Consider the following 23,189-nt stretch of genomic DNA (forward strand, 5'->3'; position numbering starts at 1 on the left):
CATGGTCACAGGTGACAGTGAAAATCTCACCGCAGTTATCGGAGCATGATGGCAGCTCCCAGCCGACTGCGGCACCACACCTTCCAGGATCATTATTGACCGTTATGTCTGAAGGACAGGTGCAGGTGAGAGGCTCATCACCCCCTACTGTTACTTTAAACGTGCAGCTTGCCGTATTACCGCATCTATCTTCAGCAGTGTAGGTAATAATCGTTGTTCCAATGGGGAAGGTGTCGCCCGGCTGTACATCGTCGGAAGTTGAACCATCAGGGTAGACAGCTTTGCCAGGCACAGGCGGCAATACACAATCATCACGAAACCTTGGGAGTTCCCAGGTTACTTGAGCACTACACTGGACGATATCTGCCGGGCAATAATCCACAACCGGAGGCTGGTCAAGAATTTCTATAGGAAAGCTACACTGGCCGATGACTCTATCGTCCACACTATCCCATGCCGTGTAGGTAACTATGGTTCCTGGAGTGCCACACGTTATAGGGAATAAATCACCGGGTTTTACATTGTCACGGGTTGAGCCGTCAGGATAAACAGCCTGAACAGTCACTATCAGCGGACCATCACAGTTCTCAAAGGTTGGTTCGGTCCAGGATACCGCAGCCATGCATCGATCAGGATCAATATAATCTACCGTAATGCCGATGGGGGGGCAGTTGCCCGGCAGACAGCAGACTGACCGCTCATCAACCACCGTCGTGGGTTGAGGAGTTTGATCAGAAGTAATGGTAACAAAGCTTTTAAGTATGGCGGTTGAGGGGATAGCAGGATTTACCTGCACTACCACCCTGATACACTGCCGTGATCCGCCCGGCAATTCATCGACGTTCCAGGTCACGGTATGAGTTGCCTCATCATAAACTCCGCCATCGGTTGCTTCAACAAAACTTACTTTATCCTGATCCGGCAATTTATCTACGATCCTCACATTCGTAACATAATCCTCATTGTCCATGTTGTCATAGCAAATTGTATAGGTAATAGATTCACCTGGCTTGGCGCATTCCTCCTGGGGAATGGTGAGGTGCAGAGGATTGTAGCTGATGTTCCCGATAGCCAAAGCGGCAGGGTTTCCAATTGGGCCGCTTGCATGCACGAGGGTGAATGGGATGTCGGGAGAAGTGGGAGTGGAAGTATCCCAGATGGTTAAGTCATCACCGGTACATCCGCCAGTAACGTAGAGATAGCCGGTGACCTCGTCCACCCAAATTCCCATACCGCCATGGTTCAAGCCTGCGAGACTCATATCCATTACCGTTTCCAAGCCGGTAGCCAGGTCGTATTTACTGATTTTGGTGGAACCTTCGGGGCCAAAGACATTTCTTAATCCAAAACAACACTCCTCAACAGCTAAATCAGGGGCTGTTGTATAAATGATCCCCTTTCTCCTGTCAACCGCAATGCCACCGGGTACAAGACCTGTGGGTGTAAAATTCAAGACCTCCTCCCAGGTATTGGTATTAAATCCCTTGACCTTTCTATCCCTGGAGTCCGCTACGTACAATACTCCTGCTCTTTCATCAAGAGCAATGCCAAAAGCACCAACAACTCCAGGCAATGCTTGTGGATATCCATCTCTCAGCGTCATGGCGCGAGAATCCACGATAACTTCATCGGGGTTTGTGGGATTGACTACAATAAAGTTGGGATCCCAGTCGTAGACATAAATGTCAGGACGCCTCCTTTGCACGATATATACAATATTATGCTTATCATCCACATCGATCCCGGCAAGGTCGCGAACCGGCCTGCCATCTCTTCCTCTTGGCACTACACTTCCCAGGGATTTCATGGAAACTGCATCTACCATTTCAATGGCAGGGTCCTGCCCGGGTACATTAAACTCATCCGTAAAAAACAGGGTGCCTGAATCTGCATCGAGTGCCAGTCCGGAAGGCTCTTGAGTAAATGATAGACCATATGTCGCCTGATAGGTTACCGTTCCATCAGGATTGATGTTCCAGGCATCAAACTGATTAGTGTGGTGGTTGGCTAACATATACAGCGATTTTGCAGAAGCGGCTGTTGTCATGGCTAAGGCCAGCAATATCGCTAGCCAGTAAAAAATAAATTTTCCAGCACTATGATACCTCATAGGGTTCCTCCTTAAACATTTTTACTTCCCAATCATTCCCCCCCTGCAAGGTGCTCAATTCATACAAGATCCTTTCTGTCCAGCCTCATATACCTGACGGGTTACATGAGTATCACCTCCTTCTTCTTGTCTTTCCTATTGATGATGTCACTGATCAGGAAAACAGATACGGTGCAGCGCACAGCATAATATCCGGCAGGAAATCGATCGCGGGAGAGAACCACTTTATGAGTTGACAAACAATCCAAGGGCGAACATCGTTTAATTTCAATTTTAAATTAATCCAGCTCATTTTTCAAGAGTAAATTTCAATATAATATAATATAATAATTATAGGTTGAAAATATATTAATATTAATAAATATTAAAAAAATATGGGCTTAGACAGCAAGGTCAAGAGATCAGGGAGAAAAAGATGTCCCCGCATTTAGGGGTGCGGGAGAAGAGATGCCCCGGATGGCGAGAGAGAAGAGGCAGGCACATTCTCAAGGTGGTTAGAGTTTGATCGAGGCAATCTAACTGATTTAATATTGCCAAAGATAATACATGGCTGGAGGAATTATTCCTCTTCGTATTGAGGAGGCTGCCGCTTGCGTTTGATTTCACTGCGGCGTCGTTTGGCCCCGATCCGGCGCTCCTTCGATGCACGTGAGGGAGATGTCTCCTGCCGGGGCCTGGGGGGAGGCTCGGCTGCCCTGCGGATCAACTCTAACAGACGGTTGAGCGCATCCCGGCGGTTGCTCTCCTGGGTCCGGAACCGTTTGGCCTCGATAACCAGCACACCATCGGTAGTGATACGCCTGCCAGACAGCCGGACCAGACGCTGGCGCACATCATCAGGCAGGGAAGGAGAGTTGGCCACATCAAAGCGGAGCTGCACCGCTGTGGCGACCTTGTTAACATTCTGCCCGCCAGGTCCGGACGAACGGGTAAATTCCTGATGAATTTCCTTCTCGTCAATGGCTATGGTACTGGTAACGCTGATCATAAGCTCCCTTTTATCCATAATAATCTGGATCCTGCTCTCTTCCTGGATATTATTGTAGTATAGCTGCCCCATAAAGCACAACCTTTCAGAAGATGGGCATATTTTTGAGGTATAGTGAGCCCATGAAAAACCGAAACGCCTTTGGTATGATGAGAAAGGAGGAGCCGGAAAAATATCAGAAGCATCTTTTTCCGGCCTTCCTTGGGAGAGTTTACTCAGCTAATATCGATGGACAGGCACAGGCGATAGGACATCGGATCACAAGAGGAGAGCGGTGGCAGTCAGCAGGGAGGTTATTGATGGCTGAGGGAGCAGTGTAGCAGTCGAGGGAGCCGCTGCTGAATAGCTGGGATAAGCAACAAGGTACGACCAGTTGGCTGCGGCGACATTATTGAAAAGCCACCAGGCCGGAGTCGGAAGCAGAGAAGAGTAACCGGCTGGCAAGGTAATGTTAATAGGAAGCCCGGTGATTACATTGGTCAATATCGGTGGCGGCCAGAGGTCGATACCGCCAATTGGGTCGTAATAGGCCAGACCCAGAGGAGTATTATACAACAGCCAGGGATTCCTCATGCTGGGGTGCCAGGTGAGGCCAGGCTGCACGGGTAATACCGTCCTTGAAGTAATGCTGGTGACCAGAGGGGCAGGGAGCCCGGTAGCAGAATCGACTGGCGAGAGCGCCGGAGACCACAACGGCCACAGGGTATTATAGGGGGGTAAAGCCGTCCAGTTTTGTGCCTCGGTCATTGGTATTCTGAACAGGGGATAAATAATGATCCCGATGAGGAAAAAAACTGATAAAAGCAGCGCCTTTCTTTTACTGCCTCGCATGGTATTCATGGTCTTCTCTCCTTAACCTTTGGTATTGTTATTTAACCTCGTGCCTTTCTGCACGCATACTATATTTCTTCGTATCCTCCTTTTTCGCTTTCCAACCTAACCTTAGTACACGTCACGATAAATCCGAGGCCAGTTAGTCTCGACCAAGAGATCGCGTGCGGTATTTGGTGGGGCAAAAAAGCAGCCCCACCCTCCATGTGGTCAATGCCTTATCTCATGAGGGATAGCTCTCGTCCATAAAACACTGAGCCCAGGGCAGTGTTTTTATCCCTCGCCCCTTTGGGGAGAGGGCTGGGGTGAGGGGGGCTATTATTTAACCAGCCGCGTAATTCCCGCGCCATGTACTTAGGGCTACAGTCCTTCTCCAAAATACTACAGAGCCTCCACAATACTACAGAGCAAATTGAGTGCCAACATAAAAGCAATATTAATCAAATAGTTATCTTAAACGAAAGGAATAAGGACAGCATCTTGAGTTTCAAAGTTGAAACATCGCTCCAAATACGAAACAATCAATGTTTAAGGGTTGAAATGCCAAATTAAAAAGTAAATATTAAGTATTGACTTATAGAATTTTAAATAGATGTCATCCTCCTGGGGTGATGAGATAGCAGGAATTACAGGTTATGATCGGGCTTTCTTAAGGAAAAGAGCCGAGGCGTTGAAACCTGGAGAAGGAACTATCCTATGAATTATCCTGGCGGAAGGGGGAGTGATTAGGATTTATTGCTGCTGGTTTTATTGAAGGGGGGACCGGATTTAAAATCCGGTCCCCCCTTCAACCGTGTCACCGCATTTCAACTAATGGCAAGAAGAGGTGTGAACCTGTCAGCCTGACAACTAGTATGACCACCACGGCTGGACATCGATTGGAAATTCTGAGGTTGTCCAACCGCCGCGCTGGTCAAACGCAGTGATTTGTACCCAATAGAAGCCGGGGAAATTCGTCTGGAATGTCCAGAACGCCCGTGGGAAACCGTCGTCGTCTTTGTTAACAACAATAGATCCGATATTGCAGGAGTATTCGAGTGTATCTCCATCCGGATCATGAAAATCGAGCATGGGCGGACCAAGGATGAAAAGCTGTCCCGCCTTGATCACTAACGGTGCTGCATCATTGAAATCTCCCATAATGTAGGGGCGATGGTTGAGCCAGGTGCCGGGTGATGTGGCAAGCATATCTATATCACCGATAGCCACCAGGCCGCGGGAATCGGTTACCTGAACAACGATATGAAATACTCCTTCAAATGGAGGTGTAAAGGTCAGTTCTCCAGTCATGGGATTGATAATAGACTCTGACCAGGGGCCATACTGAAAGGCTGGAAGTCCATCGATGGTTGCCTTCCAGGTAAGGTTTAATTGATCTGCGATGAACGATCCATTCCCAGGATCGAACCAGTCCTGGTCAGTTGCTACCATCTGATAGCGCCAGACTTGTCCTACTTCCACTCCCTGCTCATCCAGGTTTTCCATCTTTGGCGGATGATTGGTGACTGGATAGTTCACTACTGACAGGGCGAAGGTCTCTAAATCCGTCCGGCCGTTAGAATCCTGTACCCGCACGGTAATGAAAAGGTCTTCCAGCACCTGAGGAGTAAAGTAGATCCGGGCTATTTGCGGCCAGGTTCTGAAGCCTAACTTCAAAAGGTAATCGCCATAAGCAGCCACTGCTTTGGGATCATAGATCCGAACCCCACCAGTTCCCTGGCGCAGGTGGGGTATGGTTTCGGGATCATATTCCGAAATACGTGCAGGGGCATCCGCAGGCTCATCGGGGTCATAAGGAGGCTCCCAGGGAGTGGGAAGATCTACCATGCAGGGTTTGTATGGATCCATCCAGAGTTGTGGAATCCGTTTGATCACTTCGAGGTCACAAACAGGCGGGTTACTGCCGGGAACAACAGGAATTGGAACCTCGCTCAGCATAGTGGCGGCAGTACCGTTTGCACCCCATCCGCCCACGGTGCAAGTCCAGAACAGTCTATCCCGGTTAGGATTAATGGCATCGGGATCGGAAAGGTGACCGTTTTGGGTGGAGAATTTCTGGTCTGTGATAAACCTTCTGGTGAGTCTTTCCACATAATCAAAGTCGGGCTCTACGCCGGTCGCTTCGAATTCATTCTGCCATATATCCAGGAATACCCGGTAGGTCAAATCCGGGTCCTTGGCATAGCAGTAATATTCAAAGGGCTGAAAAAGCTGGACGAATTGCTGGCCGATCTTGAAGAAGTAAGGAGGCTCTCCATTGATGAGGCTATCGTCTTTCAGCAGCCAGATATTATCCAGGCGGTACTGATTTCCAAAAACTCTGATCCCGGTTATGATTAAAGGTTCTGCCGGGTTATTCAGACTGGAAATGGCATTCCCGTCATCTCTGGCTGCCTTTTTGATAACTTCCAAAAGGTTGGCACTTATTGTATGCCATGAACCATCCTGGTAGTTACGGCCGAGCGGCATATTAATCGTGTAAACCTTGGGGAGGGTATTCTCCGGACCCAAAAGGTCATACTGGTCAGGGGCCACCCCATCTATGTCCGTATTACAATTCATGCCAGCCGGGGTGAAGCGGATGGAAAAAGGTATTACCAGATTATCGCTTCTATTGATTACACCCATTACCTCAAATTTAAACATGGCAAACTGCTCAACTTCCAGCGGTGCCCTGATACTGGCCCAGAGCTGGTTAGCCGGGATACCGGGGGTAATAGATTTCTCGATCACCAGTTGCATGCCTTGAGCCGGTAAAAATATAGAATACGGCATGGAAACTTCCATGACCCGGCTTCCTTGATTGAAATCAAGCACCGTTTCCAAACTTCCGTAGCCGACTCCGTTGCCCCATACCGGATAGTCTGGCTCATAAGCCTTCCATCCATGATTGCGAGGGCTATCCCAATACTCGAAGTTATCTACCAATACTCCCCGTTCGGTCGGGAACGGAAGCATCTGGGGAGACTGGGTGGCTAATACATTGCCATACATCGGGTTCTGTGCCTGAGCCAGTCCCCTGATGCCAAAAACTGCTACTGCTTGTAATAATAATATTATCAGTAATATCTTTCCTAACCTTTCGACATTCATTATCATACTCCTGCTCCCATACTTGTCCAATTACTGCTTTCTCTGAGAACATCTAACAAAGATTTTGTCCAGGTGGATAATTAACAGTAACATAAAACGAGAATATCTTCCCTTGCAGGAAGTCGATCTCTCTTCCAATTTTCAATTAAGTTGAGGCGAATACTCTCTTCGTGTCGGAGACACTTTCGAAATAATAATCTCAAGACCTGATAATGGAGGTGGTTATGAATCGAAGGGTTTCTGAAGGTAGGCTATTTACCCCTGCGGGGTGAGCAATTCCTGCATTGGAAGGTTTTATGAGCGTTGTATTGTCCACTCTCGGAGGAAGTAATAAGAATATTTTCTGAGCAGAGTTAATAAATCTTATAATGAAATGGGTATCTTTAACCGCGTCCGGCCAGGGAAAACTTCGAATGTCAGTCTCATTGCGATGGATCAGACTGTGAATCAAATCCTTCAAAGGTTGATTCACAGCCCTTAACGCTATCGATATTGCCATCGATAGAGCAGTATTCTGGATGCCAATCTGATTCCGATGGATCAGACTATGAATCAAATCCTTCAACGGCTGATCCATAGCTGTTGATATCATCGATACATAGAAGAGGTAAGAATCGCCTAAATTACTGCCTAAATTCCCACACACTTCCAGGAATTCACAAATGCCAATATGCCCGCATCGTACATACTCCGGGGCATCCAACGCACTAATGGAACAGAGCAGGATACTGAGAAGTATTACCAGACCCAGAGCGAACAGCTTTCCCTTCATAAGACAGTTATCTTCCTTCACCCAAATTTACCCTTTTTCCCCCTTTTCCATCCTTTTGAGAACAGCATCACCTTTTCCGTGGTGTAGACAGGGAGGTGGCCCACACCTCCCTGTCTACGGTGGCCCTTCTTAACTTTTACAATGTCCAGTTGTTTGCGTCAGCGGAAAGGCTTCTTTTTTCTGCCACGGTTTGAATAGGTAGCCTAATTTTGGTGTATTAGGCACTTCCTCTTTATGCACATAGTATGCCATACAGGAAATGCCTTGAAAATAGCAGGACATGCCGTAATCCTGGCCTAGATTCCCTGAGAACTATTACCGTGATTTGTTTCAAGTTTGCATCGAAGCAAGGATTTTTATGTTCTCTCTCAGGCAAATATCAGCACCTTAGCGCTAATTTTAAAATGATGCACCCTCATGAGAGATGCCGGACAATGAGGCGGGTTGCATTGCAAACGTGGAATATTTATTTCATTCATGAAACATTTTCATGCCGGCATATGCCGATATGAGTAATGAGTTTGCGTTTTTTTTTAAAATCCTGCTTTATTTATTGAAGTTCTAATGCTATCCTTACAAGAGAAAACACACAATAGTGAATAATACCAGAGTGAACAGTACGATACATACCAGGAACCGTATTATGATGTTCCAAAGATGGAGGTCATAGGAAGCAGTGCATGCACCGGACGGATTTTACAGTAACAGCCTTTGCCTGATCATGGACGTGGCCTGCACCGGAGTGCTGGCCTATAGTATAAAGAAAACCTGGAAGCGAATCAGCACCAGGGAAGTTTTCCTGGCCAGCTCCGTAGGGGCCTTCACCTTTGCTCTGCAATTGGCCAACTTTGACGTTGCGCGGGGGTCTTCCTGCCATTTTATGGGAGGGGTTTTTGCTTCTATCCTGTTGGGGCCACATGTAAGCACGGTAGTCATAACCCTTGAGCATATCATCCAGGTTCTCCTGTTTCAGGATGGGGGCATCATGGCCTTTGGCCCTAATTTGCTGACCATTGCCTTGATCAGCACCTTTGGGAGTTACTATATCTACTCTTTACTGAAAAAATTTGCCATTGAGCCGTATGGCTGCTACATCAGTGCCTTTCTCTCAGCCTGGCTTACCCTGCTGATCACCAGTCTGGCAGTTTGCAGTATGCTCTCCGTATGCGGAATTCAGCGGTTCTTCGCTACCCTCGGTCCTATGGTCGGGCCACATGTCGAGGTCGGCATTGCCGAAGGAATGCTGACCGTGCTTCTTCTGGTTGGCTTCCGGTTTTGGGCTCCTGATTTATTCAGCCAGCAAAGGCTTCTTTCGGCATCAGCAAAAAAGATTTCCTCTACCCTGCTGGGACTTGCCCTGCTGATCAGCCTGGCCATATCTCCCTTTGCTTCAAGATCTGCCGAAGGACTGGAGAAATTGGTTCTGGACCGGGGGCATATTCATCCCCACCGCATTATTATCCATTATCAGGCACCAATTCCGGATTATCATGTACCGGGGATCAAAGATCAGGAGATAGCCAAAATCCTTGGAGGAACACTGGGAACCGTTGCTACGTTCACAGCCTGTATGCTGCTCCTTTCCTTTATCAGGGCCAGGACTGAATCCTAGAAGAGACCACCATGAGCAGGAAACCCAATACGATTCTCAAAAGCATCGTAGTACCGTTCTTACTGGTATTCATTACTCTTTTTCTGACCCACATCGGCATGCAGACCCAACTGATGGACCGGGAACTGGACAGGTTTATCGCTCAAAGCGCTACCGGCATGATGAACATTATCTGGAATTACTTTGTTACTGAGGAAGTGAAGGAGCCGATGCGAAAACTGGCGTGCATGGCTGATTCCCTGCTGCCGGATTCCCTGGATACTGCCCTGAAAAACGACGTGGCTTTCTCCTGTCCCCTTCTTTCTTCTCAATGGGATACCCTCAAGCATGACCTTCTGCTGGATAATGTCCTGAATTATGTGGCCCTCTTCGACCGAAGCGGCAGGATGATCCTCCAGGAATCTTTCATGGCAGCACAGGAAAAGGAAAGCCATGACGAGTTCCGGAATCAGATCATGCAGCGGAAGGTGACGGCTGAAATTTTTGGCTTTGATAAGGCTCCTCATGCTTCTCATTCCCTGGTTGCCAAAATGATCTTTCCCATCCGCAACCGCCGTGGAGGAATCCTCGGTTATATGGCAGCTATCCGTAACCTCGATAACCGGTTTTTTGAAAAGGTTCATCAACTGACCGGCCTTCACGTTCTGGTCTTCAGTGACGGGACGTCAGTTTTCAGTACCTTGCCGATTCACTCGGGAGAGCAGCTTGCGGTTCCTCCAAAGATCCGGGAAAAGGTCTACCACACCCATGGGCAGCCATCAGAGTCAGCACAGAGGGTGTTCATCCTCAATGACGAGTACCGGGCAGTTTCCTTTCCCATCGAGAACCTTCAGGGAGAAGCCATAGGGGCTCTCATGCTCCTGTGCAGTCTGGAGGGCAAAGAGCACAGCCTGAAAAAGATCGTCCTGAACCTGCTGTGGGCAAGCCTCATGGGAGGTATACTGCTCCTGTTTTTCGGATTTCTTATCAGCAGGGGAATCACTATTCCCATCAATCAACTGATTCAGGCTACCCGCTGTGTTTCAGCCGGAGATTTCGACACCAGGGCCGATGTCCAATCCCACAAGGAATTGATCACCCTCTCCCAGGCCTTCAATGGCATGACCGACAATTTAAAGCGAACATCGATTTCCCGGAACTATTTCCAGACTATCCTCGATACCATGAACGATCTGCTGATCATCGTTTCTCCCGACCGCAGCATCGAATTTGTCAATCAGACCACTGTGAACGTCCTGGGATATACCAGTGATGAGATGATCGGCAAATCGTTCGATCACCTTTTCCATCATGATTGCCCCTTCAAGGGGATGGATTTTGAAAACATAGTTCAGAAGGAAGGAGGACAGGATAGCTCCTGCATCATGCTCACCAAAGCAGGAGAGACGATCCCGGTGAGCTTTTCCTGGTCAGTCATGCGGAATGAGAAAAACGATTTGACGCAAATTATCGGGATTGCCCGCGATATCCGGGAGAAGGCCGAAGCCGAGCAAAAGATCAGGGAGGAGCGTGATAAGCTCAATACCCTGATTAATACTACCAACGACCTGATCTTTATCCGCACTCTCAAGGGGGAGATCACTTTTGTCAGCCATGCTGTTCATCGCATTCTCGGCTATTCCCCTGAGGAATTCAAAAGCCTTCCCCCTGAAAAAATCCTGAGCGCCAACCCCCTGAACCAGGCCTTCATTGAATCCCCATCCCGCTGGAGCACCAGGAGTGAGAAGGCAGAGCCTTACTGGGTCGAATTTTTAACCAGTGATGGACGGCCAATTTTTCTGGAAATCAATGAGACCCCTCTCCAGGGCAAGGGAAATGAAATCACGCAGGTCATGGGAATCGGCAGGGACATTTCGGAGCGAAAGAGGCTGGAAGAACAGTTGCGGGAGTGGCATGAGAAACAGGCCAAAACACAGCAGGGAATATGCCGGTTTGGCGACGTTATCGGCAAGAGCAGGAGAATGCAGGAAATTTATGATTTTATCCAGGTTGTTTCCCAGAACAACAGTACCGTCCTGCTCAAAGGAGAAAGCGGTACTGGTAAAGAGATGATTGCTCAATCCATTCATGACCATAGCCCACGGTGCAATTATCCTTTTGTCGAGGTGACCTGCTCGGTCCTGTCCGAGTATCTGCTCGAAAGCGAGCTTTTCGGGCATGTCAAAGGCGCATTTACCGGGGCCATCAAAGACAAGCAGGGGCGGTTCGAGCAGGCTAGCGGAGGCACCATCTTCCTCGATGAAATAGGCGATGTCAGCCTCAATGCCCAGATTAAATTGCTTCGGGTCCTCCAGGAGCGGGAGATTGTCCGGGTGGGGGGAGACGAGCGGATTAAGGTCGATGTCAGGATCATTGCCGCCACGAACAAAAACCTGGAAGAAGCTGTGGCCAGGGGAACTTTCCGCGAGGACCTCTACTATCGCCTCAACGTAGTGCCGATCGATGTTCCGGCCCTGCGGGAGAGAAAGGAGGACATTCCTCTGCTCGTGGAGCATTTTATCGCCAAGATAAACCAAAAGGTCGGGAAAAATATCATCGATATGTCTCAGAAGGCCGTGAATATACTCATGGAATATTACTGGCCGGGCAATATCCGCCAGTTGGAAAACGCTGTCGAATATGCCATCATCCGATGCCAGGGAGCACAAATCAAAGTCCAGGACCTCCCGGCGGAAATCCGAAACCAGAAAAAGGGGGAAAAAGCCTCAATGCATGACCTGATCGCCAATACGGAAAAATCGGCCTTTCTTGAGGCACTCCAGGAATGTCAATGGGATTTGACCCAGACCGCCCAGCGGCTGAACATCAGCCGGACCACGCTCTGGCGGAAAATTAAAAAGTACCGGATCGAAAGGCCGAGGGGGTGAAAAGGAATTTCCGGTTCACCCGGAAATGAATTTGGGTGAACTCTATGCTGGCAGAAGAGGTAACAATTTGGTAAAATTAAATAATAAAGATGAGAGTGGCGACCTTAGCATGAGGATTTGATTGTGCTGCTGCATGAAGTTATTTGGAAAGATAAGCTTATGGATAAGATCGAAAGCAAGCACAACGTTCTTGTCTATGAGGTCGAACAGGTCTTATTCTCTCAACCTTATGTCCGTCGAGTAGAGAAGGGAAAAATAAAGGGAGAAGATTTATACGTTGCTTATGGTCAAACGAAGGCAGGGAGATATCTGGTTGTTTTCTTTGTTCGCAAACGCCAGACAATGGCACTGCCCATTTCGGCCAGAGATATGACCGTAGCTGAACGGAGGTATTATGAACAGCAAAAAAAAACAGATTGATCCTATACCAGACGAATTTGCAAGCTACGAGGAAGCGGCAGAATTCTGGGATACCCATGATACAACAGACTATCTGGAAATATTTCAGACTGTGGATGTTCAAGGTGAGCTAAAAAAAAGGCGTTATGAGGTAGAAGTAGATGAAGATATCATTGACGAGCTTCATAAGCGAGCCCAGAAACTTGGTATCACTGTCAGTCAACTTGTAAGCGAGATGCTACGAAAGCAAATTTTACGCTCTGCATAACTGTGTGATAAAGGATTAAAAGTTTGGATGAATGAGATTATCTTTTGGGTTGAGGTCTTCATTCCTGAAGCGGTCTTGCGAGAGCTTTCAGTCATCGGTTCAGAACGGCCAGAAGTCATGATGGTTCAAACACTTCCTTGAAAGGAAGCTGATGAATATAAATGACCAGCATGCCTCAGCATCGACACATGATCCAATATACAGCCATGAAAAGTACTGTGGCCAAAAACAAAAGCCTCATCCTCTCCTCCCTTCTATTCGTTCTGCTCCTTGGCCTGTTTTGCCTGGTGAATAAAAACCTTGAGGAGTATTCACCTTCCACGATTCAACTGGCCAACCGGATGACCGCAGGGATGGTTTCCGCCACTCTCAATCTGCTCAGGATTCGATCAGGGCTTTCAGAGAGCACGATCAGTATTTCTCAGGGAGGGGCCTTGGAGATCATCTATGAGTGCACGGGGATATATATCTTTCTCATTTTCACGGCCTTTGTTCTCTCCTACCCGGCTCTGATCCGTCAAAAACTTCTGGGTCTGGCCATTTTTATTCCCATCCTTGGTTTTTTCAACGTGCTTCGCATTGTCTCTCTGGCCATGATCCAGCTCCATTGGCCTCAATATCTCGATCTGGTTCACCGGTATCTCTGGGAGGCCACCTTCATGGTGCTGGTTATGGTTATGGTTTACCTCTGGCTCCTGTGGATCGACGGACAGCTTGGCAGCAGACTCCGCCAGGGTAAAGGTATTCTCCCGGCGACGGTCAAATTTATTCTCTTCTCCGGTCTGAGTTATGGAATTCTGATGGCTGTTTTCCGGGTTTATCTTTTTCTTCTGCAGGGGCTGGTCAATGCCGCACTGTCCATTTCATGGAGATATTGGCTGGATTATTGGCCTCTGCGGCTGGCTGTTGAGCAGAATGACCTCTGGCTGATTTATGCCAGAGGGAAGATGCAGATTCAGGATATTCCCTTCATCATTCCCAATCTGATTCCTTTCATCTCCCTCATGCTGGTGAGCAAATTGCGGCCCAGGGTCAAGGTGCTGGGAATAATGGCTGGCAGTATGGTTCTTTTCGGCTATCATGCCTTTACGCTGATCCTGGTGATTCAGAAGATGGCCCGAAGATGGCTGTATCTCTATACCTTTTTCCGCGTTTATCTTCTCTTTCTCCTGCCGGTTATGCTATGGGCGGTCTTTTTCTTCCCCTTCCGGGAAAAAGAAAACCAGGAAGCAGCACTGCCCGGCCAGCAGACCAGTTCTACTCGCGTCAAAGGTCAGCAGAAACATCCTGCACAAGCCCACCCCCTGAGCAGGAAAGGTCTTCCCGGTGATACCGCGGGCTGGAAGGCTGTCTATGCTCTGCTTGGCGTGATCCTCCCGCTGGTCATCCTGCTTTTGGGTCAAGCTCCGGGGCCGGGATATTTTCTGGGATTTTTCCTGTGGCTGACCGGCCTGGTACTCGTCCTGCCGCAGTCTGCCTTTTTGTCGGAGGCACAGGGGAGAAAGCGGACCGCACGGTTAATTCTCCTGTATGTTCTTTTCTGGCAGGGGCCAATAACTGCCAATTCCCTTATCTATGTGCCGGAAGGACAGAGGGCCTTGTTCCTCACCAGTGACCGCCAGCCGGCATCATGCGGTGAACAGGGATTTTATCTGGGATTTTATCTGGCTCAAAAACCGGTTCTCTTTACCGTGCAGGACCGGAAAATCGTCGTCGAGATCAGGGCCGAACTGACCAAAGAGACCAGGCCTCTTATGGCTGTTGACCTGGAAGTTCTCTACCGATTATCCCGGACTTCCGATCTGGCCAGGATTTATACCGACCTTGGTTGCAGTATGGAAACGGTCGATCAGGCTCTGGTAACCAGGATCAGGCAGCGGATTCAAACCGATATTCAGGGATACCTGCCGCTCATTCTGGCCGGACGCCTGGGAGTCAGCCGGATTCGTTCCCTTCTCACGGAAGCTGTAGAAAAGAGCGTTCTCCCCTACAGGATCGAAATCAAAAATCTGAAAATAGTCAATCAGGGTAATCCCCGAATCAGCCTGTAGGAGGTATGGGCTCCTGGCTGATAGTCGTCACTGGGCATTACAGCAAGATTACGGAACTTATGGCTGATAGAGGATTTTTAGATGGAGAAACCTTGTGGTGGCTTCATAAGACGATGAATATTCGCTTTGTGGTGCCGGTGAAAACAGGAAGGAATGCATATCAAAGAAGATGCCAGACAGATTGCTCAACTTGCTGGCAGTGAAGTCTGCTGTAAACGCAGAACGCAGACTGTGACCAGGAGTTGGGGCAAAGAAGCTTATACGCAGCAAATAGTTACCGAACTCTATGGAATTTCCCAATTGAATACCTCTGCGGCCTACAGACCGCCAGGACATGCTGAGGATCAGAACAAGAAATCTTTTATCCCGAATCCAATCAATGCCATTGTGATTACTCAATGGGAAAATCATAACTGCGGATGGGATAAATCCAGGGTCTTTGTCACGAACATGGACGTTTCCCAGGACCTCTTTTTGGCTTTCGATGCTTATGATGAAAGAAGTATTATTGAAAACAGCCTCTTTCGCCAGACCAAGCAAAGCCTTCACCACAAGTACCCAATCCAAAAAACCAAAGAGGGCATGCACCTCTTTTCCCCTTATATCGAAAACTCAGAATTTTCTCGGTTCAGGGTTGAAGATTCCAGGCATTAATGTTATGATTTAGGCTTGACTGGTTGTACTTTTGATTACCTGTATAGTTCATGGAGAAAGCAAAGCCCCAGCTCTCACATGGGTTTAAAAGCATGACCACCAGGAGTAAGCCACTAACAGACAGATACATGATCCTGAAGGGGAAGAGATGGAGTTTTTTCTCTGTGTAGTTGGTATGGTTTTTATTATTGAGGGTATTCCGAATTTTTTATTTCCAGTTGCCTGGAAGAAGATGCTGTTGCGAATCGATGATATTCCTGAATCCATGTTACGATTCCTGGGATTGGCGAGTATTCTTATTGGCCTGGCTATGGTCTACTTGGGAAGAGGATAAGGGGCCTGGTTTGGTGCGGTGTGAAAACCGCCAGTGAACACCCGATTGGGTGATGGAGAGAAGATAACATGGAGAAGTTGGCTGTTGGCCTCTATTCGGGGGGACTGGACAGCATTCTGGCTGTAAAGCTGATCGTGGATCAGGGATTCCGGGTAATCCTGGTAAAGTTTACGGGTCCCATTTTCGAGGACCGTCAGCCTGAAACAGGAATCCTGGACGGCATTTTGCCTGCGGAATCGTTCAGTCTGCGCGAAGTAACACTTGGCGCTGATTTCCTTCAGGTGATCCAGTCGCCGGAATATGGGTATGGGAAGAATCTCAATCCTTGCCTGGATTGCAAGATATTTATGGTTAAAAAGGCTGGAGAGATTCTGAAGGAGTGCGCAGGGGCTTTTGTATTCACCGGAGAAGTGCTGGGCCAGCGCCCAATGTCACAGCGAAGGGATGCCCTGCGTATCATCGAAAGGGATTCCGGGCTCACCCGGTATCTTTTACGTCCGCTTTCCGCCCGACTGCTGCCTCCGACTCAGGCTGAAGAGCAGGGATTGGTCAGGAGGGATGCCCTGCTGGACATTTCCGGCAGATCCAGAAAGCGGCAGATGGAGCTGGCCAGGGAGTTTGGCATCTTCAACTATCCGAGTCCCGCCGGCGGTTGTCTGCTCACGGATGAGAGCTTTTCCCGGCGGCTGAAGGCTACTCTGGCCCGGAAAGATGATCGGGTCAGGCTGGAAGATATGCCTCTGCTCAAGCTTGGAAGGCACTTTTTGATTCGACCGGGGGTGAGGCTGATCGTCGGGAGGAACCACGCTGAAAACCAGAAGATTCTCGCCCTGGCGAATGCCGACAACTGGCTTTTTCGGGTTATGAATGCACCCGGCCCAATATCCCTGGCCCTGGGGAATCTGGAAGAGGCAGACTTTCAACTTGCAGCTTCCATTACGGCCCGATACAGTGATGCAAAAGTCAGGGATGCTATTCAGGTAAGTTATGCACCGGGCGGCAATGACCGGCACAGCGTACTGACAGTCTCTCCGGTTGAAGACCACCTGCTGGAGCACTATCGGATTTAATGGGATATGTTTTAACCCTTGATGTTTGTTTTTATTTGAATTTAAGCTTCAAAACCTTTGAGCAGCGGCTTGAGCTGCTTGCCCTTCGGGGCTTTTTCGAGTCAAAAGGAAAGTTGCATGAAACTGAGAAAACAGCACATAGAGGTTATTGCATCCAGGATCATCGATGAGCTTCAAGACAAGGGAGCCCTGGAAGTTGAGGATGACAGCAAGGCCAAGGCATTGGTAAGAAAAGTGATCATCGATGATCTTATGGTTGAAGACAAGTTGAATGATGAAGTCAGAGAGTTGTTGGAGAAGGTTTCTTCCGAAGTGCGCCAGGGAAGTGTTGAATACCATAAGATGTTCCGGCTGGTAAAGGAGAAGCTGGTCAAAGAGAGGAATTTGATTCTCTAATAAACTCTTATCCACTACGAGGTGATAAAATCATGAGATTGAGCAGGGAGAAGGTTAATCATATTTCCCATATACTGATGAAAGCCTTCATGCAGGATGAAAATATTGAGATCTTCAGAGATGAAAATGACATACGGCTTGAGATTGTCAGGATCATCACTGACGAGTTAAAAGTTGAAGAAGAACTGGACCAGGAAGTGCGACAACGCCTGGAGAGCTACAAGCGGAAAGTGATCGAAGGAAGTGCGGAATGGGAAATCCTCTATCAGAAACTGTATGAGGAGGAAGCGAATAAAAAGAAACGGTAACGGTAACTTGCAGAAGGATTATTCCAGAGCAATTACCGCAGGATTAACTCTTCTATTTCCTTGCAGCTCGATGCTGTCCTTCATGGCTTCTTTAATTTTTTCCAAACTCTCCCTGCTGCCGAATATCTTCTTGAAGGCAAAATCCGTCTTGGGATTGAGAAAGCGCGTACTCTCTTTGTTCTCCTGTGTCTTTTACTCCTTATGTCTGGTGAATAACCTGAGAATGGCCGGTTCTTCTGTGCGGTCGTTGGGCCCCCCAGAACGAATATACGCATCAACAGTTTAAAAATTAGAACAAATTATCGTGTCCTGTCGAAAACTTACTCTTGACAGACCAAGACAGCAAGGATTATCATAAATATTTTTCCTACTCACATGATTGGAACATCCATAAGTAAAGGTCTGGTGCAGGTATGGCATTCTATGTTCATTTAGCGATTATCCTCATTTTGGCCAAGATTTTTTCCGATATTTCTTCCCGCCTCAGGCAGCCTCCGGTTCTCGGTCTCCTGTTCATGGGTCTGCTCCTTGGCCCCTCGGCTACCGGCATGATCAGGTCAAATGAAATCATCAAAGTGCTGGGGGAAATCGGGGCTTTTGTCCTGCTTTTCATGGCTGGCCTGGAAACTGATATTCACAAGATGATCAAGGAGGGGACCCTCAGCTTCACGGTTGCCTCCTGCGGGGTGAGCCTGCCCTTTCTGGCCGGTTTCGGTCTGACCATGCTTTTTGGCTTCGGCCTTCCCAGGGCGCTTTTACTCGGCACGATCCTGACCGCCACCAGCATCAGTGTCACCGTCATGACTCTGTGGGACATGAGGCGGCTGGACACCCTGGAAGGGAGAACGATCCTGAGCGCAGCCATCATCGATGATGTAATGGGGATCGTGGTACTGGCCCTGGTGTCAGCTTTCATCGGAACACAGGATACTCATATCCTGACTTCAATGGGCAAGCTTTGCCTGTTTTTCCTGGTCTCGATTATCGTGGGGAAATGGGTCATCCAGCCCTGTCTGCACTATATCAAGGGTCTGAAATCCGAACAGGCACCCCTGGCTGTAGCTATCGGACTGATGCTCATCTTTGCCGCACTGGCCAATCGGTGCGGGCTGGCTGCCATTACCGGCGCTTACACGGCGGGGCTTCTGGTGGGCAACACTTTACTGAAGAGAGAGATTCTTCAGGGGTTTAATGTGCTCGGCCAATCCTTTTTTATTGCCATCTTTTTTGTCAACATCGGCCTTGAAGCCAGCTTGCAGAGCATGCACGGTAATGTCCTCTTCATTACTCTCTTCATTCTGGCGGCTGTCCTGACCAAGGTCATAGGCTGCACTCTGGCCGCCAGGGCATTCAAGCTGCCGACCAGGGAGAGCCTGCGGATCGGGATTGGTATGGTGCCAAGAGCTGAAGTGGCCCTGGCTGTAGCCTCCATCGGCCTGTCACAGAAAATTATCAATCAGACAGATTTTTCCATGACCGTTCTCCTGTGCCTGAGCACAGCCATTATTACCCCGATACTTTTACGCCTGGCGTTTAAGGAGCCTTCGCCAGTCAGGGAATTTCAAGATGTTCCATACTACTCAGGCACAAAGGCACAGAGGGACAAAGGCACAAATGGGTAAAGAAGATACAATGTGCATTTTGAGCATCGTAATCGGGCAGTTGAGCACAAAACAGCCAAAGGGAACTTTGTGCCTCTGTGCCTTTGCCCCTTTGTGCCTTGAGTAGTTCCATTATTCTTCCCCCAGGGGGACCAGACGGGCCAGGTAGTGTCCGTCCCACTCATGATAAATAACCTGGCAGAACCAGCCCGATTTTACAGCCTGCTCGGTGAGGGTATCGGAATCCACAAACAGCCACCAGAAAGGAAGCCCTTTCTGGCCTTTGTATTCCAGTTGGAACCAGACCTCCCCGATATAGCGGCCTGACTCGCTGTCAATCATGGAGTCCGTATCCCGGTATTTTTTCGAGCCTCTTCTCACATCGGAAGAGTCAAGCAGAATCTGTCCATCAGGCTTGATCAGGCTATGAACAGCATCCAGAAAACGGCCAAGGTCGTTCAGGCTCTCAACCACCCCGATGCCATTCATCATCATAAGGATCGTATCGAATGGCCCTGCCTGGAAGTCAAAGATGTCGGCGCAGTAAACATCCTTTACTCCCCGCTTCTTCATAACTGTCACCGCATCCTGAGAGATGTCAATGGCACAGACTGAAAATCCCCGCTCCTGAAGGGCAAGGCTGTGACATCCGGCTCCGGCGCCGATATCGAGAACGCGGCCCCGGCAAAGGTTCAGTGCGGTCTGCTCGAGAGTCGGAAATTCGGCAGGCTTTCGGAAGAAAGTGCTCATGGCCATTTTCCTTGTTCTTCCCTCAGTCTCATGGACAATGACTTTGGCTGCAACCTTGCCCCTGGAAAAATCAAGGAGCGCACGCCCATAAGGGATCCATGATCTTGCGTCCACTATTCCTGTCTCCTCAAAACCATCGAAGTTACCGGCTTGCATTCATGAGTGCCAAACGCATGATATTCTGCTTATCGGACATTCCCCCCCGATGCCCGGAGCGATTTGGCACTCCCTGGTAATCTGCTCTGAGAACCGGCCACTGCCTTTACTGACCACTGGCCACTGATCACTGGCCACTCTCCCTCTCCATCCCCCTGGAGAGGAGCAGGCTGTTTGACACAACCGTAAGGCTGCTGGTAGCCATGGCCAGGGCAGCCAGAACGGGATGTAACTGCCGCAGGAATCCCGGCAGGAATCCTATGGCGGAGAAGGCTCCTGCTGCTGCCGGGATAAGGGCGACATTATAAAAGAAAGCCCAGAAAAGGTTTTGCCGGATAGTTCTCATCGTGGCCCTGCTGAGCTGAATGGCCCTGGGCACACCGCTCAGGCTGCCGCTGACCAGGGTAATGTCTGCGGCCTCGATGGCGATATCCACTCCCGTTCCGATAGCCAAACCCACATCCGCCTGAGCCAGGGCCGGAGCATCGTTGATGCCGTCACCCACCATGCCGACAAGATGTCCCTTGTCCTGAAGATCCCTGATCCTGCTCAGCTTCTCCTCCGGTCTGACCTCGGCCAGAATGTCATCGATATGCATCCGGGAGGCGACAGTCCTGGCGGTCTGGAGGCTGTCTCCGGTCAGCATGACCACCTTCAGCCCCTGCCGATGAAGCTCTTCGATAGCCGCGGGTGATTCGGGTTTGATTGAATCAGCCACCCCGATCAGACCTGCCAGTCGGTTTTCAATCGCTGCCAGCATGACTGTCTGCCCTTCTTCCTGCAAGGCGCGGATCAGGCTTTTCGCCCCTTCTTCGAGCTTCAGCCCAAGCTCCCCGAACCAGGCTTGCTTTCCCACCCGGACCGGTTTGCCGTTTATCATGGCTGACACACCCGATCCTCCCAGGGCTTGAAAATTCTCCGGCTCAAAAAGCCCGATTCCCTCTCCTTCAGCCTTCCTGACAATAGCCCGGCCCAAAGGGTGCTCAGACCCCCGCTCGGCGGAAGCGGCCAGTTGCAAAAGCTCATCCTCAGTCTGAATCATGGCCGGATCAAGGATCATGACGCTGACCACGGATGGCTGGCCCAGGGTGATAGTGCCGGTCTTGTCAAGGACAAGAGTATCCAGCCTGCTGGCCGATTGCAGTGCCTCGCTGTTTCGAAACAGGATGCCGCGGTCTGCGGCCCTGCCCATCCCGGCCATAATGGCTGTCGGTGTTGCCAGGCCAAGTGCGCAGGGACAGGCGATGACCAGGACCGCTATCATGCGGATCATGGCCGGGGCAAAGGCGCCGCCAATAGTCCACCAGAGGATGAAGGTAAGCCCGGCAATCCCGATGACTGCTGGCACAAAGACAGCCGAGGTCCGGTCAGCCAGATTCTGGATAGGGGCCCTGCTGCCCTGGGCCTGCTGCACCAGCCGGATGATCCGGGCCAGGGCAGTGTCCTGGCCAACCCGGGTGGCCTTGACCTTGAGCATCCCCACCTGATTTATGGTGGCCCCGATGACACTATCGCCCGGCCGCTTGTCGATCGGCAGTGGCTCTCCAGTCAGCATGGACTCATCGACCGCCGACTCTCCCGCCAGAATCAGCCCGTCAACCGGGATGCTCTCTCCGGGACGGACGATGACAGTATCATCGATTTTAACCTGAGCAAGAGGCACTTCCCTTTCCTTCCCGCTGATAACGATGGTGGCGGTTTTTGGCCGCAGCCCGATCAGCCTCCGGATGGCCTCACCCGTGCGGCCCTTGGCCCGCGCTTCCAGCATCTTGCCCAGCTTGATCAGGGTGATAATCATGGCCGAGGTTTCGAAATAGATATGCTGACCAGGCGCAGGATACAGGAGGACCACCGCTGAATACAGATACGCCACCGAGGAGCCCATAGCCACCAGGACATCCATATTGGCGCTGCGGTTTTTCAGGCTCTTCCATCCCCCCCGGTAGTAATCCCAGCCGGTATAAAACTGGACCGGCGTAGCCAGGATCCCCAGCAGCCAGTTGAACCAGGAAGCATGGACCCATGCTCCCGAAAGGAGGCCAAGGTCTCTGCCCATGCTGAGGATGAATACGGGAATGGTCAGAATCAGACCAACGAGAAACTTCCGGGTCTGGTCTGCTATCTCGGCCCTGCGGGCAGCCTTCTCGGTCTCCCCCCCGGCCTCTTCTTCAGCCCCGGCTGGCATGAACAAGGGCCGGTAACCAGCCTCTGCTATAGCCTCCACTATCCCTTCTTCAGTGGCACGCTCCGTCAGGTACTCGACAGAAGCCTGTTCAGTGGCAAAATTGACCGAAGCCTCCACTATACCGGGAAGCTTCTTCAGCCTCTTTTCGACGTTCAGGGCGCAATTGACACAATGCATTCCGGCAATCGGAATTATCACATTTCTGGTAGCCATACAATTTGCCTCCCGGTTAGTTTACTGATGACAGGATATCCCAGAAGACAGCTTTTGTCAATATTTACAAACCATTATCTTGCAAACCAGGGGTCATGCGCGTACGGCCGCAAACACTGCACTCGTACTTTTTTTCCGGAAATGCCGAAGAAATACAGGGAATCTGCCGATTAAATGATCTGGGGGGATTTTTTTCAGTAGTCAGTGATCAGTGGCCAGTGACCAGCAAAAAACTGATAACTGATAACTTCTCTTTTTAAGGAGGACGGTTAGGCATGGTTGGAAAAGATTGTTCAAGGCCGGGAAGAAGGATGAAGGCTCCTGTTGGCAGGTTGTCAAAGGAAGAAAAGATCAAATTTCTGGCAGCTATCCAGGAATTCGGGATTGGCACTGCTACGTTGGATACCCCGGTTCAGGACCTGGACCAGCTCTTCCATCTGGCGAATAGATGGAAATCGGAGCTGGAGCAGGATATCTTCAGGCAGGAAGAAGGCAATGTAGTGTTCGTCAGCTTCGGACGGGAAGTGTAAG

Annotated in this window: 19 protein-coding genes; 12 read left to right on the plus strand and 7 right to left on the minus strand. The window is 49.7% G+C overall.

The genetic code is table 11. The features are described from left to right. The 5 genes from AB1611_05860 to AB1611_05880 form a co-directional block, all read right to left on the minus strand. A partial coding sequence (locus tag AB1611_05860) for an HYR domain-containing protein (protein ID MEW6379114.1) occupies positions 1-2,110 on the minus strand: 2,110 nt, incomplete at its 3' end. A 101-nt stretch (positions 2,111-2,211) separates the two neighbouring features. Beyond that, positions 2,212-2,349, minus strand: coding sequence for a hypothetical protein (locus AB1611_05865; protein MEW6379115.1), 138 nt, complete (start codon positions 2,347-2,349; stop codon positions 2,212-2,214). Positions 2,350-2,669: 320 nt separating this feature from the next. Continuing rightward, positions 2,670-3,098 (minus strand): alternative ribosome rescue aminoacyl-tRNA hydrolase ArfB, encoded by a 429-nt coding sequence (gene arfB / locus AB1611_05870; protein ID MEW6379116.1) that lies wholly within the window; start codon positions 3,096-3,098, stop codon positions 2,670-2,672. Between the two features lie 258 nt (positions 3,099-3,356). Further along, entirely contained in the window at positions 3,357-3,938 is a 582-nt protein-coding gene (locus AB1611_05875; GenBank protein ID MEW6379117.1) for a hypothetical protein, read from the minus strand. 840 nt (positions 3,939-4,778) lie between these two features. Next, positions 4,779-7,022, minus strand: coding sequence for a hypothetical protein (locus AB1611_05880; GenBank protein ID MEW6379118.1), 2,244 nt, complete (start codon positions 7,020-7,022; stop codon positions 4,779-4,781). 1,448 nt (positions 7,023-8,470) lie between these two features. Between AB1611_05880 and AB1611_05885 the strand changes: the two genes are divergently transcribed. From AB1611_05885 to AB1611_05935, 11 genes are all read left to right on the plus strand, one after another. After that, on the plus strand, positions 8,471-9,406 hold the full coding sequence (locus tag AB1611_05885; protein ID MEW6379119.1) for an energy-coupling factor ABC transporter permease: 936 nt from the start codon (positions 8,471-8,473) through the stop codon (positions 9,404-9,406). A gap of 11 nt (positions 9,407-9,417) precedes the next feature. Next, positions 9,418-12,273, plus strand: a complete 2,856-nt coding sequence (locus tag AB1611_05890) for a sigma 54-interacting transcriptional regulator (GenBank protein MEW6379120.1) — start codon at positions 9,418-9,420, stop codon at positions 12,271-12,273. A gap of 123 nt (positions 12,274-12,396) precedes the next feature. After that, positions 12,397-12,693, plus strand: coding sequence for a BrnT family toxin (locus AB1611_05895; GenBank protein ID MEW6379121.1), 297 nt, complete (start codon positions 12,397-12,399; stop codon positions 12,691-12,693). After that, on the plus strand, positions 12,668-12,940 hold the full coding sequence (locus tag AB1611_05900; protein ID MEW6379122.1) for a CopG family antitoxin: 273 nt from the start codon (positions 12,668-12,670) through the stop codon (positions 12,938-12,940). The genes AB1611_05895 and AB1611_05900 overlap by 26 nt, the downstream gene beginning before the upstream one ends. Before the next feature lie 188 nt (positions 12,941-13,128). Next, positions 13,129-14,991, plus strand: a complete 1,863-nt coding sequence (locus AB1611_05905; protein ID MEW6379123.1) for a hypothetical protein — start codon at positions 13,129-13,131, stop codon at positions 14,989-14,991. 153 nt (positions 14,992-15,144) lie between these two features. After that, positions 15,145-15,645, plus strand: coding sequence for a hypothetical protein (locus AB1611_05910; protein MEW6379124.1), 501 nt, complete (start codon positions 15,145-15,147; stop codon positions 15,643-15,645). Between the two features lie 148 nt (positions 15,646-15,793). Next, complete coding sequence (locus AB1611_05915) at positions 15,794-15,979, plus strand: DUF2065 domain-containing protein (protein ID MEW6379125.1); 186 nt, start codon at positions 15,794-15,796, stop codon at positions 15,977-15,979. Between the two features lie 68 nt (positions 15,980-16,047). Beyond that, positions 16,048-17,049 (plus strand): tRNA 4-thiouridine(8) synthase ThiI, encoded by a 1,002-nt coding sequence (locus AB1611_05920; protein ID MEW6379126.1) that lies wholly within the window; start codon positions 16,048-16,050, stop codon positions 17,047-17,049. A gap of 117 nt (positions 17,050-17,166) precedes the next feature. After that, entirely contained in the window at positions 17,167-17,445 is a 279-nt protein-coding gene (locus tag AB1611_05925) for a DUF507 family protein (GenBank protein MEW6379127.1), read from the plus strand. A gap of 32 nt (positions 17,446-17,477) precedes the next feature. Continuing rightward, on the plus strand, positions 17,478-17,753 hold the full coding sequence (locus AB1611_05930) for a DUF507 family protein (GenBank protein MEW6379128.1): 276 nt from the start codon (positions 17,478-17,480) through the stop codon (positions 17,751-17,753). Positions 17,754-18,166: 413 nt separating this feature from the next. Next, the gene (locus AB1611_05935; protein ID MEW6379129.1) at positions 18,167-19,375 is read left to right on the plus strand and encodes a cation:proton antiporter; all 1,209 of its coding nucleotides are present in this window, start codon (positions 18,167-18,169) and stop codon (positions 19,373-19,375) included. A gap of 111 nt (positions 19,376-19,486) precedes the next feature. Here the strand turns inward: AB1611_05935 and AB1611_05940 are convergent, their stop codons facing one another. Both AB1611_05940 and AB1611_05945 read right to left on the minus strand, forming a co-directional pair. Continuing rightward, entirely contained in the window at positions 19,487-20,218 is a 732-nt protein-coding gene (locus tag AB1611_05940) for a class I SAM-dependent methyltransferase (protein ID MEW6379130.1), read from the minus strand. Between the two features lie 169 nt (positions 20,219-20,387). Beyond that, the gene (locus AB1611_05945) at positions 20,388-22,658 is read right to left on the minus strand and encodes a heavy metal translocating P-type ATPase (GenBank protein MEW6379131.1); all 2,271 of its coding nucleotides are present in this window, start codon (positions 22,656-22,658) and stop codon (positions 20,388-20,390) included. Between the two features lie 275 nt (positions 22,659-22,933). Between AB1611_05945 and AB1611_05950 the strand changes: the two genes are divergently transcribed. Continuing rightward, complete coding sequence (locus tag AB1611_05950) at positions 22,934-23,188, plus strand: hypothetical protein (protein MEW6379132.1); 255 nt, start codon at positions 22,934-22,936, stop codon at positions 23,186-23,188. The last annotated feature ends 1 nt before the right edge of the window (position 23,189 follow it).

This window comes from bacterium (assembly GCA_040755755.1).
Classification (GTDB): domain Bacteria; phylum SZUA-182; class SZUA-182; order DTGQ01; family DTGQ01; genus DTGQ01.

What these genes read in the sequence shown, in the direction of transcription:
- arfB (MEW6379116.1), bottom strand. Translation starts at nt 3,098, where the DNA reads ATGATCAGCGTTACCAGTACCATAGCCATTGACGAGAAGGAAATTCAT.
- AB1611_05875 (MEW6379117.1), bottom strand. Translation starts at nt 3,938, where the DNA reads ATGAATACCATGCGAGGCAGTAAAAGAAAGGCGCTGCTTTTATCAGTT.
- AB1611_05880 (MEW6379118.1), bottom strand. Translation starts at nt 7,022, where the DNA reads ATGAATGTCGAAAGGTTAGGAAAGATATTACTGATAATATTATTATTA.
- AB1611_05890 (MEW6379120.1), top strand. Translation starts at nt 9,418, where the DNA reads ATGAGCAGGAAACCCAATACGATTCTCAAAAGCATCGTAGTACCGTTC.
- AB1611_05900 (MEW6379122.1), top strand. Translation starts at nt 12,668, where the DNA reads ATGAACAGCAAAAAAAAACAGATTGATCCTATACCAGACGAATTTGCA.
- AB1611_05905 (MEW6379123.1), top strand. Translation starts at nt 13,129, where the DNA reads ATGATCCAATATACAGCCATGAAAAGTACTGTGGCCAAAAACAAAAGC.
- AB1611_05910 (MEW6379124.1), top strand. Translation starts at nt 15,145, where the DNA reads ATGCATATCAAAGAAGATGCCAGACAGATTGCTCAACTTGCTGGCAGT.
- AB1611_05915 (MEW6379125.1), top strand. Translation starts at nt 15,794, where the DNA reads ATGGAGTTTTTTCTCTGTGTAGTTGGTATGGTTTTTATTATTGAGGGT.
- AB1611_05920 (MEW6379126.1), top strand. Translation starts at nt 16,048, where the DNA reads ATGGAGAAGTTGGCTGTTGGCCTCTATTCGGGGGGACTGGACAGCATT.
- AB1611_05925 (MEW6379127.1), top strand. Translation starts at nt 17,167, where the DNA reads ATGAAACTGAGAAAACAGCACATAGAGGTTATTGCATCCAGGATCATC.
- AB1611_05930 (MEW6379128.1), top strand. Translation starts at nt 17,478, where the DNA reads ATGAGATTGAGCAGGGAGAAGGTTAATCATATTTCCCATATACTGATG.
- AB1611_05935 (MEW6379129.1), top strand. Translation starts at nt 18,167, where the DNA reads ATGGCATTCTATGTTCATTTAGCGATTATCCTCATTTTGGCCAAGATT.
- AB1611_05945 (MEW6379131.1), bottom strand. Translation starts at nt 22,658, where the DNA reads ATGGCTACCAGAAATGTGATAATTCCGATTGCCGGAATGCATTGTGTC.
- AB1611_05950 (MEW6379132.1), top strand. Translation starts at nt 22,934, where the DNA reads ATGGTTGGAAAAGATTGTTCAAGGCCGGGAAGAAGGATGAAGGCTCCT.